Below are 12992 nucleotides of genomic sequence, written 5' to 3' on the forward strand. Positions count from 1 at the left end.
TACTATGGCTTTTTGTGAAGAATCGGCAGATGGAAAGTAGAGTAGGACCAAGCTGGTCAAAGCCGTGCAGGGGCTATCCCAACATTTGTCCGATATCTTGACAGCGGGTTTTTCCGAAGCCTATCAGTGGAACATGAGGCAGTTTTAACGTTTCAGGATTACGGGCAATTCTCTACGCACAAGCGTAGAGGATTCATAATCAGCTACACAGTGGGTTCACAATCTTAGCTGGACAAATATCCTGTTGATTATGAAGATCGATGATCCTAAATAAAAGTATTACCTGAGTGAAGCATCTTTACAAAATTGGAGTATCGTGCTAGTGCATATGCCTATCTCTCTATTACATGGGAAGTATGCATAACGAAATGGTCTAGTCCTTCGACACTGCGTCAACTTTGCGTCGACATTGATTCCACTTTTTATCACTGTGCTGGCGAAGAAAAGTGAACCTAAAGCCGAGCTAAACTGAAAGATGTTGAAGGTTTGCTTTTCCATATTCATACTTCTTCAGAAGAAAGTAGTCGGGTAGGAACCAGAATGACTACAGATTATTCCAACACTTGAGAAGCTTTATGTAGTGCGGAAAACTTTTCTGTATCAAGTCCAATAAATCCCAAATCTTCATAAAATACCTTTTCTTAGGGTTGAACTTTTATATCTTTAATTCTTAATCCTTTTCGGATATTTTAAGTCTCATGCGGGCATAGGTTTTTTTAGCTTGCAGAAAATTTCTAATGAATCACCAAACTATCATTCAAGTAGAAAGCAAAAGGCTATCTATTTGGAGGTTAGAGAATGTGCTGACTTCTGGACAGGCAAATAAGAACCAGAATTAACAAGTAGTAGAAAGTAAATATGAACCAAACCGTACACAATAGATTAATATCATTTATCTGGTCCATCGCAGACGATTGCCTGAGAGACGTTTATGTCAGAGGTAAATACCGGGATGTCATTCTACCAATGGTGGTATTGCGCAGACTGGATGCCTTACTGGAGCCTACCAAAGATGCCGTGATGGAAGAGCTTGCCTTTCAGCGGGATGAAGCGGGATTTACGGAATGGGACGAGTCTGGATTGAAAGATGCCAGTCACTATGTATTCTACAATACCAGTGAATGGACACTCCAAAGATTGTATGACACCGCCACCAACAGCCAGCAGATCTTGCAAGCCAACTTCGAGGACTACCTCAATGGCTTTAGTCCAAACGTCGTAGATATCATTGTGAAGTTTAAGCTTAAAAGTCAAATCCGGCACATGGCCTCAAAAGACATTTTGTTGGACGTACTGGAAAAATTCACTTCGCCACACATAAACCTCACACCTTTTGAAAAGGAAGACCCGGACGGTAGAAAACTACCGCCTCTTTCTAATTTGGGAATGGGGTATGTGTTTGAAGAGCTGATTCGGAAATTCAACGAAGAGAACAATGAAGAAGCTGGGGAGCACTTTACACCTCGTGAGGTAATCGACCTCATGACCCACATAGTTTTTGATCCCATCAAAGACCAATTGCCTCCGGTGATGACCATTTACGATCCTGCCTGCGGCTCGGGAGGAATGCTTACCGAATCCCAAAACTTTATCAAAGATGAAGAAGGTGCTATCCGGGCGATGGGTGATGTGTATCTGTACGGTAAGGAAATCAATGACGAGACCTATGCGATTTGTAAGTCTGACATGATGATCAAGGGCAACAACCCTGAAAACATCCGTGTGGGTTCTACGCTTTCCACCGATGAGTTTTCTGGACATACGTTTGATTTTATGCTTTCCAATCCTCCTTATGGGAAGTCATGGGCCAGTGAAGTGAAAAATATTAAAGATGGTAGCGTTATCATTGATTCCCGTTTTTTAGCTAATCTCAAAGATTATTGGGGCAATACCGAGGAAGAAGATGCCACACCACGTAGTTCTGACGGCCAATTGCTCTTTCTGATGGAGATGGTCAATAAAATGAAACCTACGAGCCAAAGTCCTCTGGGTTCCCGCATTGCTTCAGTACATAATGGCTCCAGTTTGTTTACCGGAGATGCGGGAGGAGGGGAAAGCAATATCCGTAGGCATATCATTGAAAACGATTGGTTGGACTGCATCATTCAGTTACCCAACAACCTGTTTTACAATACGGGTATTACCACCTATATCTGGATATTGCACAACAACAAGGCAGAACATCGAAAAGGAAAAGTTATCCTTATTGACGCTTCTCAGCGTTTTGCCAAGCTGCGTAAAAACCTGGGCAATAAGAACTGCGAACTAGCTGCCAGCCATATCACAGAAATTCAAAAAGCCTATACCGACTTTGAAACTATTGAGCGGCAAGGTGATGATGGTATCGCTGCTAAGGTTTTTAACAACTCCGATTTCGGCTATTACAAAGTAACCATCGACCGCCCTGCTAGACTCAAAGCTCAATTTACGGCAGAACGAATTGCTGAAATGCGGTTTGACAAAACCTTGAAAGAGCCTATGCAATGGGCTTATGAAACGTATGGAGAAACCGTGTATGCTGATCTGAAATCCATTGAAAAGGAAATCCTGGAATGGTGTGAGAAAAACGACTTAGATCTGAATGCCAAGAAGCGCAAAGCACTCACATCAGTCGCTAACTGGAAAAAGCAAAAGGAGCTTTTAGAAACTGCAAAGCAGCTTATGGAAGCGATCGGAACAGAAGAATACAGCGATTTTAATGTGTTCTCCAAAATGGTGGATGATGAACTCAAAGCCGGCAAAAGCAAACTGTCTGCTTCCGAGAAAAATGCCATCCTACAAACCGTAAGCTGGTATGACGAAACAGCTGAAAAGGTCATCAAGAGAACGCAAAAGCTGAGTGGCGATAAGCTTGACCAACTTTTGCATCATTTGGACTGTACTGTAGATCAATTGCCGGATTATGGTTACTATCCAAGCGGTAAAAAAGGCGAATACACCATATACGAAAGCCAAACCGACCTGCGCGATAGCGAAAGTGTGCCTTTGGCAGAAAGCATCCCCGATTATTTCTTACGGGAAGTAAAACCGAATGTGGATGAAGCTTGGATTGACCTGGACAAAACCAAAATTGGTTATGAAATAAGCTTCAATAAGTATTTCTACCAGCACAAACCTTTAAGATCCATTGAGGAAGTAAGTGCAGAAATACTCTCCTTAGAGCAAGAAAATGAAGGGGTGATTATGGATATTTTAAACCTAGCCTAATGGAACTTACTGCAACAAAAGCAACCTTTCAAAAATACCCTGCTTACAAAGATTCGGGAGTGGAATGGTTGGGAGAGATACCAGAGGGATGGGAATTGAGACGATTTAAATATTTATTCAAGGAAATTAACGAAAGAAGCACTGATGGTACAGGCGATTTATTGTCCGTCTCACAGTACACTGGCGTTACTAAAAAATCCGATAAAGTTGATGAAGGCGATTTGTTGACAACAGCTTCAACACTTGAAGGATACAAAAAAGTCTATCGAAGTGATTTGGTCAGCAACATCATGCTTGCATGGAATGGTAGTCTTGGATTTTCTCCTTTTGATGGGATTACAAGTCCTGCTTATTCAATTTATCGTTTATACAAAGGAAATTCTGAACGATTCTTCCACTATTTAGTGAGAAGCCAGATATACAAATCTGAATTCAAAAGAAACAGTTCAGGGGTAATTGAAAGTAGGTTAAGATTATATACGGATGATTTTTTTGCAATATGGTCAATACTACCCACCCCATCAGAACAAACAGCCATTGCCAATTTCCTAGACGACAAAACCGCCAAAATAGACCGTGCCATTGCCCAAAAAGAGCAGCTGATAGCCCTGCTCAAAGAACGAAAGCAAATCATCATTCAAAATGCGGTGACTGGTAAAGTTGTATGGAATGAAAAAGAGCAAAAAATGATACCGCTTGCCCTGAGCGGAGTCGAAGGGAAAGACTCTGGCGTGGAATGGATTGGGGAGATTCCGGAGCATTGGGAGATAGTCGCGAATCGGGTTTTATTCAAAGAAACAAAGTTGCCAGGAAGAGAAGGTCTTCCTCTTTTATCTGTTTCGATTCATTCTGCCGTATCAACTGAAGAGTTAAGTGATGAAGATAATATTCGTGGATTAATCAAAATTGAAGATAAGGCAAACTACAAGTTCGTTGCCGTTAATGATATAGTTTTTAATATGATGAGAGCATGGCAAGGAGCAATAGGTGCTGTAAAAGTTGAAGGAATGGTGAGTCCTGCCTACGTAGTAGCAAAACCAAATAAAAAGATAATTGCCTCCTATTTTGAATACCTGTATAGGACATCTTCATTTATACAACAGATGAGTAAAAATTCAAAAGGAATTACTGATTTTAGAAAAAGGCTCTATTGGGATGAATTCAAACAACTTCAAACTGTATTACCGCCCAAATTAAAACAACTAGAAATAGTCAAGTATATCGAAACCCAATCCACCAAAATCGATCAAGCCATTTCCTTGCAACAAACCCAAATCCAAAAACTCAAAGAATATAAGGCTACTTTGATTGACAGTGCGGTGACGGGGAAAATTAAAGTGGATTAATATGCCTAAAGAAACCATCTTCATATCGAGTGTTCAAAAGGAGTTTGCGGAAATCCGGCAAGCTTTAGCCGCCTATGTGAGGGAAGACGATTTGTTAAGGCTGTTTTTTGATGCCTTTTTGTTTGAGGAAGTAGCCGCTACAGGAGATAATCCAGGAAAAGTATATCTCAAAGAAGTCAACAACTCTGCTATCTATTTGGGTATTTTGGGTGCAGATTATGGCTTTGAAGACAGTGAGGGTATTTCTCCTACCGAACGGGAATTTGATGCAGCCCAAGAATATCACAAGCCATGTTGGGTATTTATCCAAGGAAAGCAGGCTTTGAAGCGCCATCCCAAGCAACTGACATTCATTGAAAAAGTTGGCGAAAAGGTCTCCAGAAAGCGTTTTGAGACGTTGAATGATCTCAAAAGGGAAATCTACCGTTCTGCCATTCTGTACCTCAAGCAAACTGGTAAAATAGATGCAGATGATTTTGACAGCGGCACCCTGAGCAAATCCAGTATGGATGACATTTCGGAAGAGGCTTTGGGGACTTTTGTTCGTGAAGCTAGGGCCAAGCGTAATTTTCCGCTGAGAGAAACGGATCCAAAAGAAAAAATCCTTACCCACTTACGCTTAGTAAGACAAGGGCAGCTGACCAACAGCGCCATCTTGACTTTCGGGAAAAATCCCCAGTTTTACTTTCCTGCTGCTACTGTCAAGTGTGCCCATTTTCACGGGTTTAAGGTCAGTAAACCTATTCCGGACTACAAGGAATTCGGAGGAACGGTTTTCCAGATGGCGGATGATGCCATCGACTTTGTGCTTTCCAAAATTAGCCTTTCCACAGGTGACAGAAGCAAAGCAAATTTGGTAGATACCACCTATGAAATTCCTCGTGCAGTAATAGCAGAGGGAATTATCAATGCCATTGCACACCGGGATTATTACAGCAAAGGTAGTATCCAGGTTTCTGTTTTTCAAGACCGGATAGAGATCTCCAATCCGGGTTCCTTACCCAGAGAACTGGATATTTCCCAGTTAAAAGAACCGCATAGTTCCTATCCTTTTAATCCTACCTTGGCCAATTGCATGTTTTTGACAGGTGCCATCGAGCGCTTTGGTACTGGGATTCCGGAAATGTATGCGCTTTCCGCTGAGAGAGGACTTAGAGCTCCGGATTTTGAGGATAATAAATCATTTTTGGTCACGGTTTGGCGTCCTTCTGCAAGTACCGCTCATGACACCGGGCAAGTTACCGGGCAAGTCACCGGGCAAGTCACCGGGCAAGTTCAATTCTTTAATAATTTAACAGAGCCTGAGCGCGTGATCCTAATTTTACAGGGTGAAATGATGCGTGAAGAATTGATGAATAGGCTTGATTTAAAGCATCGTGACAATTTTATGGAGAAATACCTAAACCCTGCTATTGCACAAAAATGGGTAGAAAGAACCATTCCTGATAAACCAACAAGTTCTAAACAGAAATACAGATTGAGCAATGAAGGCATAGCATACCAAAAGAAATTACAAAATGACCCCAAGTAAAACCAACGAAGCAGCCCTTGAATCCGCCATAGAAAAAGCCTTAACAGGAACCTCCCTGGAGGAAATCCGGGAGATGGGCAATACAGTGCAGGAAGCTAGAGCGCTGTATGGTTCTGCTCAAGACTTTTACATCGGTGATACCAAAGAGTTTAATGCTAAATACGCCTTAGACGAAACCCGCTTTTGGCACTTTTTAGAAGAAACCCAAAACGATAAACTCGAAAAACTCCAACGCTCAACCGACTGGAAACTGAAAATTCTGGAACGCTACGACCGCATGGTGAAGAAATATGGCATTTTGCGATTGCTGCGAAAAGGTCTGGAAGTGGAGGATGCCCACTTTACTCTCTTGTATCAGCTACCCATGGCAAGCAGCAGCCAAGCGGTAAAGGACAACTTCGCCAAAAATGAATTCAGTGTAAGCCGCCAAATCCATTATAACCTGGATAACCCCCGTGAGGAAATCGACATGGTGGTGTTTGTGAATGGGATAGCCATCGCTACGCTGGAACTCAAAAACGCTTGGACAGGACAGAATGCCAAAGTTCACGGCATCAAACAGTACAAGTACGACAGAGATATTCGGCAGCCTTTGCTACAGTTTGGTCGCTGCATCGTGCATTTTGCGGTAGATACCGATGAAGTGTATATGTGTACCAAGCTCAGCGGAGGCAATTCCTTTTTCTTACCATTTAACAAAGGCCATAACGATGGAAAAGGAAATCCTCCCAATCCATTTGGTCATAAATCCAGCTATCTCTGGGAAGAGGTGTTTACCAGGAAAAGCCTGACCAATATCATTCAGCACTTTGTCCGCTTTGATGGGAAGGCCACAGATGCCTTGAGCAAGCGAACCTTGTTTTTCCCGCGTTACCATCAGATGGATGTGGTGCGAAGGATACTCAGGCATGCAGCCCAAAATGGCACCAATCAAACCTATTTGATCCAGCATTCTGCAGGCTCGGGCAAGTCCAATTCCATTACCTGGGCAGCGTATCAACTTATAGAAACCTATCCTGAACGGGAAGACTTGCCCGGATCAAAAGGCACCCAAACCCCTTTGTTTGATTCCATCATCGTAGTAACCGATAGAAGATTATTGGACAAACAGCTTCGGGAGAATATCAAGGAATTTTCAGAAGTCAAAAACATCGTTGCCCCTGCTTTTTCTTCGAAAGATTTAAAGGACAGTCTGGAGCAAGGCAAAAAGATCATCATCACCACCATTCAGAAATTCCCTTTTATAGTGGATGGTATTGCAGACCTGAGCGACAAGCGTTTTGCGGTGATTATAGATGAGGCACATAGTTCGCAAAGCGGAACGGCTGCAGGTACGATGAACCAGGCCATGGGCGTGGGTGTAACCCAAGATTCCATTCAGGACAGTGAAGAAGAAGACGCACAGGACAAAATCCTAAAAGCCATGCAAGCCCGAAAAATGAAGGGCAATGCATCGTACCTGGCCTTTACGGCAACACCCAAAAACGCCACTTTGGAACGCTTTGGTAGCAGACAGAAGGACGGCACGTTTGAACCCTTCCATTTGTACTCTATGAAGCAGGCCATTGAGGAAGGCTTTATTTTGGATGTACTGGCAAACTATACCACCTATAAAAGCTACTATGAAATAATAAAATCCATCGAAGACAATCCCAAATTCGAAACCACCAAGGCCCAGAAAAAGCTGCGCGCCTATGTAGAGCGGGATAAGCGGACCATTGCCACCAAGGCAGAGATTATGATGGAGCACTTTATCAGCAAAGTATATAATACCAAAAAGCTAAAAGGGAAAGCCAAAGGCATGGTGGTTACCCAAAATATTGAATCAGCCATCCGGTATTTTATGGCCATCAACCGCATTTTGGCAGACAAAGGAAACCCGTTCAAAATAGCAGTCGCATTCTCCGGGAAGAAAACGGTTGACGGGGTGGAATACACAGAAGGAGAATTGAATGGATTTGCAGAAAAGGACACAAGGGATCATTTCGATTCAGACGAATACCGCCTATTGGTCGTGGCAAATAAATACCTGACAGGTTTTGATCAGCCAAAGCTATGCACCATGTATGTGGATAAGAAACTGCAGGGGGTGTTGGCAGTGCAGGCATTGAGCAGGTTAAACCGTGCTGCGGATAAACTGGGTAAGAAAACAGAAGACCTATTTATTCTGGACTTCTTTAATCAGGTGGATGAGATCAAAACTTCCTTTGATCCTTTCTATACTTCTACCTCACTTAGTGGCGCAACGGACATCAATGTGCTGCACGAATTGAAGGGTAACTTGGATGTAGCTGCAGTGTATGAGTGGTCAGAGGTGGAGACCTTCGTGGAACAATACTTTGCAGGAGTGGATGCACAGCTACTTAGTCCACTGATAGATGTTGCTGCTGACCGCTTTAATCATGAGCTTCAACTGGAAGATGAAGAAAAAGCGGACTTCAAAATCAAGGCCAAGCAGTTTGTAAAGATCTATGGTCAGATGGCTTCGATTATGGAGTATGAGGTGTTGGATTGGGAAAAGCTCTTCTGGTTTTTAAAATTCCTCGTTCCAAAATTGAATGTCAAGACCAAAGAAGATGAATTGATAGATGAATTGTTGGAATCTGTGGATTTGTCCACCTATGGATTGGAGCGTACCAAACTTAATTACAGCATTGAGCTGGACGACTCCTCAACAGAATTGGATCCCCAAAACCCAAATCCTAGAGGTACTCATGGAGGGGAGGAAGAAAAGGATCAATTGGATGAGATTATCCGAACCTTTAATGAAAGATGGTTTCATGGCTGGGATGCGACGCCGGAAGACCAACGGGTGAAGTTTATACAAGTCTCAAGAAAATTAATCGAGCATCCGGATATAGAAGAGAAATATTTCAATAATCCGGACAGCCATACCAGAGAACTGGCACTTCATCATATGCTGAAGGAAGTATTAAATAAGCAACGGAGGCAAGAGTTGGAGCTATACAAGCTAACAGCCAAAGACGAATCATTTTATCAGGCGTTTTTTGACACCATGAAGCGAATGATTGATAATCCTGGGATGTCAAAGACCTAGGATGATTGGCTAAGGTGTTCTGGCTTGGGCATGGGTTTTTCTTATGTAGTTATTGCTGGCAGCATGAGGGGGCTTTACCAACTTGCTGCTAGTATTTTATTTAGACAGCTAAGTGGTTTCAGTCCAAAGAGATTACCCATTTCAAGGGTAAGAATTAAGAAGTAGAATTTAAGTTTGAAATTGTTTTTTAAAAATTATTTATGTCAAAGAGAAACCTGATAAATGAGATTCATTCAGTAAAATCTAGATCTTTTCATAATTCTAGATATGACTATATGCAGAGGGTATTTAGGATTGATGGTGCAATACAGGATTTAGAAGAAAATAATGGAAGGTTTAAAAATGAACTCCTTCGCTATATCCCTATTTCAATAGTTGCCTGTTTCGAAGCATTTTTTAAATCAGCAATTCGGGATTTGGTTGATTTTGGCAGCCCATTCAGTGATAATGTTAAAAAATTTAACCAAGCCCAAAACATCAAACTTGATTTTGACGTGTTGGGGGCTATGCAAGCCAAATCTCTTACCATAGGTGAGTTGATTGCTCATATTTTGCCGTTTAACAATTTGCAGGATGTTAATTCAAACATTACTACTTTGATAGGGAAGGATTTTATTTCGGAATTGAAAAAGTTCAAAAAGAAATCGCGATTTGAATCAGAAAATGCATTTAGAAGTGATTTTGTTGATAGAGCAGGTGAAATTTTTCAAAGCGTTGATAGGGTGTATAAAATTAGACATATTTTTTGTCATGAATCGCCTACAAGTTATAAAGTTGACTATGATGAAGTAATCCAGGACTACCAAAATTGTAAGGCCTTACTAGAGCAGTCTAATTCGTTGATCAGTGAAATTTTGTATCCTGGTGCTCCAGTTACACAAACTGAAATGAATATCAAATCTGGGGAGAGGTTCGAAGAGATAGAAAAGGTATTGGAGGAACTTATTTTAGAAATAAAATCTAAAAATTTTGAAGAGGAACCTATGTTAGATTTTAATCATGACTTATTTGATGAATCCATGGATAGGTGGAGAGAATATCGTGAGTCCCACGCGAATTATAAAGCTGATGTTGTTCGTGGAGGAACAATTCAGCCTCTGATTTATGCTCAAGATATGTTCCATACCACAAATCAAAAAATTGAAAGTTTGAGGGAAGAGTTTGAATTGGTTTTAAGTAATAAGAGACTATACTTTTTTGATTGACTTTAATTTTAGAAGCTTTTTAGTAAAGGTTTAGCAATCTTGTAATTGCATAGATTGGCTGCATGTTAAGTTTAGTTGAGGGAGGGTTTAATTCTAATAATTTTTAAAAAAAATGAGCTCAAAGATTGATTTATCGAAGGCTTACGAAAAGCCTGATAAAAAATGGCGAGCCTACTTATGGAGTCCTGATGTGTCTATTACGGCGATGATGGGCCAGTGATTCCGGCTTATACTGGGCCACGGATTACGGGAATCATTGGGCCACTTTCCAATGACAATAATAAGTTTAAAATTTAGATGTGTAACTTTTTTTTACTTCTCATTGATAATCCTTCCAGCTCAATTCTATGGGAGGAGTAAACGAGTCTATCCAAAACCGCATCTGAGATACTGTCATCCCCGATTGCTTCCTGCCATTGGCTGACCGGTATCTGTGAAGCAATGATGGTTGAACTTTTCTCATAGCGGTCTTCCATGATGTCCATTAGGGCAATCCTTCCCTGGGCATCCATAGGCGCCAGGCCAAAGTCGTCCAGGATAAGTACCTGGGTTTTTTCCAGTTTTTTAAGCAGTTTATGATACGTGCCCTCCAGCTTTGCCAGCCTGACCGAATCAAAAAATCTGGCGGTATTATAATATAAGGTCCTGTATTTATTCTGGCAAGCCTGACCTCCCAGGCACTGGGCGAGGTAACTTTTACCCGATCCGGTTGCACCGGTAATTAATATATTCGTTTTGTTTTTTATAAACCCCAGACCAAGTAACCTTTCAAAAAGCCCCCTGTCCAGGTTTCGGGAAGCGTGGTAATCAATATTGGTGGCCGCAGCAACCTGTTTAAAGCCGGCCTGATGGATCAGGTTGTCAATGCTTTTGTTCTGCCTGTCCTCCCATTCACTGTCCACCAGGAAAGCCAACAGTTCATCGGTAGACAAGTCACTGTAAAGATGCTCTGTAAGACACTTGTGATACAGTTCGGCCATGGTTCCCAGGCGCATCTGTTTCATTTTTTCAATCGTGTTGTATTGGTTCATATGTTATATTGGTTTGGGTAAGTAAATGTGATTTAGGGGCCGGTTACCGATAGGATCCCCGGATGTTTTTGTGTTCCGGGCTAACATAGTCATCGGGAAAAGGGAGTTCCTCCATATCCAACCTGTTGCCGAGTATTCTTTCCAGGGTGTGATAGGAGGCCTTTTCAAAACCCAGAGCCCGTTTACAGGCTCTTTCCAACCTTTCCTTTTCATAACTTTTTAAAAAAGAAAGAATGCCCTGCGCCTGTTTATAGCCGATCTCAGGATAAGCATACTGACCGATCAGTTTTCCGATATATTCCCGGGTGTACTGACCGATTTTTTGTGCCCTCCGGTCGAAGTATTCCGGACTCCATCCCTTGTAGTGTTGATGGGTGCTGGGCATATGTTCCCCGACAGTGATGTATTGGCCTTTCCGGGAAGCTCTTTTGTGGACAGCGATCCGTTCCTGGCAGTAAAAGATCTCCACCGTATTCTGGTTGTATTGTAGCTCTACACTTTTGCCCACGTAGCGGTGCGGACAGCTGTAATAGCCTTTGTCCTCTCCCAGATATACATGGGAGGATTGCTGGACGCTGGCTTTTTTGTAATAACGGATACTGTAAATACTTTGGGGAAGAGGCTGTAAGAACTCCTTTTCGATGTCCAGAAACTGGCTTCTTCTGCTTCCCTGTCCGTGGCTGAGCAGATAATCATTGTATTGTTCCAGTTTCTCGGCAATGGCAGCATTGAGCTCCTCCAGACTGAAAAAGGTCTGGCTGCCTAATGGGTAGTATATCCGTTGGTAAACCAAGGTGACTGAACGCTCAACTAAAGATTTATCTTGAGGGTGGTAGGGGCGTGTCGGGTCCAGTGCACAACCATAATGCAGGCCAAAATCCGCAAAGGATTTGTTGAGTATAGGGGCATATTTTGAGGCTTTGTCCACGGCAGCCTTAAGATTGTCAGGGACAACGGCATAAGGAACACCGCCTATCCATCCCAGACAATAAACCAGACAGCTGATAAAATCTTCCCGTTTTTGGCTGTGAACTGCCCTCACATAGGTGAGTTGGCTACAGGGCAATATCGCGACGAAGACTTCTACGGGGATCTGTTCTCCTGTCCCACGGTCTACGTAATGCATTTTTTTTCCGCAAAAATCCACAAACAGTTTCTCCCCTGCACGGTGGGTCAGCTTACCGCTGGCGTTGTTCTTTTTCCGCCATTGCCTGTAATGCCAGGTAAACTGGCTGTATTTATAGCCTTCGGGAAACCTTTCTATGTAATCCTGCCAAAGTACCTGTAGCGTGCAGCCCGGTTTTTTCATCTCCTGCCCGATGTGGGAAAATCGGGATGACAAGGTATCGTAGCGTTCCTTTTCGGTTTGGCCGGTTTCTACAAATAAGTCCTGCAGATCCCTGCCATCCAGGGAGAGCAGCTCACCATAGCCCAGGGAAAGTTCCCTGAAACGTTTAACATAGCCATCCACGGTCTTCCGGTTGACTCCTAACAGGCCGGCAACTTTACGGTTGCTAAGCCCTTTTTGCTTAAATGTGATCAAACTTCTTAAATCCATGATGTCGATTCTTTGTCCTGCCATATCGCTACTGTTGTGTAACTACAAGGCTAAAA

General features: G+C 42.4%; 7 protein-coding genes. 5 read left to right on the forward strand and 2 right to left on the reverse strand.

Annotated features, from left to right (window positions below; all coding sequences use genetic code 11):
* The first annotated feature begins 858 nt into the window (after positions 1 to 858).
* The 5 genes from AS141_RS11900 (at position 859) to AS141_RS11920 (ending at position 10347) form a co-directional block, all read left to right on the forward strand.
* Positions 859 to 3207 carry a type I restriction-modification system subunit M gene (locus AS141_RS11900; RefSeq protein WP_057937879.1) on the forward strand — a complete coding sequence of 783 codons (2349 nt, stop codon included), beginning with the start codon at positions 859 to 861 and terminating at the stop codon, positions 3205 to 3207.
* Positions 3207 to 4553, forward strand: a complete 1347-nt coding sequence (locus tag AS141_RS11905; RefSeq protein WP_057937880.1) for a restriction endonuclease subunit S — start codon at positions 3207 to 3209, stop codon at positions 4551 to 4553. Before AS141_RS11900 ends, AS141_RS11905 begins: the two co-directional genes overlap by 1 nt.
* Before the next feature lies 1 nt (position 4554).
* Positions 4555 to 6084 carry a Fic family protein gene (locus AS141_RS11910; protein WP_057937881.1) on the forward strand — a complete coding sequence of 510 codons (1530 nt, stop codon included), beginning with the start codon at positions 4555 to 4557 and terminating at the stop codon, positions 6082 to 6084.
* Entirely contained in the window at positions 6071 to 9142 is a 3072-nt protein-coding gene (locus tag AS141_RS11915; protein WP_057937882.1) for a type I restriction endonuclease subunit R, read from the forward strand. The genes AS141_RS11910 and AS141_RS11915 overlap by 14 nt, the downstream gene beginning before the upstream one ends.
* A 200-nt stretch (positions 9143 to 9342) precedes the next feature.
* A complete protein-coding gene (locus tag AS141_RS11920; RefSeq protein WP_057937883.1) occupies positions 9343 to 10347 on the forward strand; it encodes a HEPN domain-containing protein in 1005 nt (334 codons plus the stop codon).
* Between the two features lie 293 nt (positions 10348 to 10640).
* Here the strand turns inward: AS141_RS11920 and istB are convergent, their stop codons facing one another.
* Both istB and istA read right to left on the reverse strand, forming a co-directional pair.
* Positions 10641 to 11378 (reverse strand): IS21-like element helper ATPase IstB, encoded by a 738-nt coding sequence (istB, locus tag AS141_RS11925; RefSeq protein ID WP_057937884.1) that lies wholly within the window; start codon positions 11376 to 11378, stop codon positions 10641 to 10643.
* A gap of 43 nt (positions 11379 to 11421) precedes the next feature.
* The gene (istA, locus tag AS141_RS11930) at positions 11422 to 12960 is read right to left on the reverse strand and encodes an IS21 family transposase (RefSeq protein WP_057937885.1); all 1539 of its coding nucleotides are present in this window, start codon (positions 12958 to 12960) and stop codon (positions 11422 to 11424) included.
* Between the last annotated feature and the right edge of the window lie 32 nt (positions 12961 to 12992).

The organism is Algoriphagus resistens, from assembly GCF_001442615.1.
GTDB classification, from domain to species: Bacteria; Bacteroidota; Bacteroidia; order Cytophagales; family Cyclobacteriaceae; genus Algoriphagus; species Algoriphagus resistens.

What these genes read in the sequence shown, in the direction of transcription:
- istB (WP_057937884.1), bottom strand. Translation starts at nt 11,378, where the DNA reads ATGAACCAATACAACACGATTGAAAAAATGAAACAGATGCGCCTGGGA.
- AS141_RS11920 (WP_057937883.1), top strand. Translation starts at nt 9,343, where the DNA reads ATGTCAAAGAGAAACCTGATAAATGAGATTCATTCAGTAAAATCTAGA.
- AS141_RS11910 (WP_057937881.1), top strand. Translation starts at nt 4,555, where the DNA reads ATGCCTAAAGAAACCATCTTCATATCGAGTGTTCAAAAGGAGTTTGCG.
- AS141_RS11900 (WP_057937879.1), top strand. Translation starts at nt 859, where the DNA reads ATGAACCAAACCGTACACAATAGATTAATATCATTTATCTGGTCCATC.
- AS141_RS11915 (WP_057937882.1), top strand. Translation starts at nt 6,071, where the DNA reads ATGACCCCAAGTAAAACCAACGAAGCAGCCCTTGAATCCGCCATAGAA.
- AS141_RS11905 (WP_057937880.1), top strand. Translation starts at nt 3,207, where the DNA reads ATGGAACTTACTGCAACAAAAGCAACCTTTCAAAAATACCCTGCTTAC.
- istA (WP_057937885.1), bottom strand. Translation starts at nt 12,960, where the DNA reads ATGGCAGGACAAAGAATCGACATCATGGATTTAAGAAGTTTGATCACA.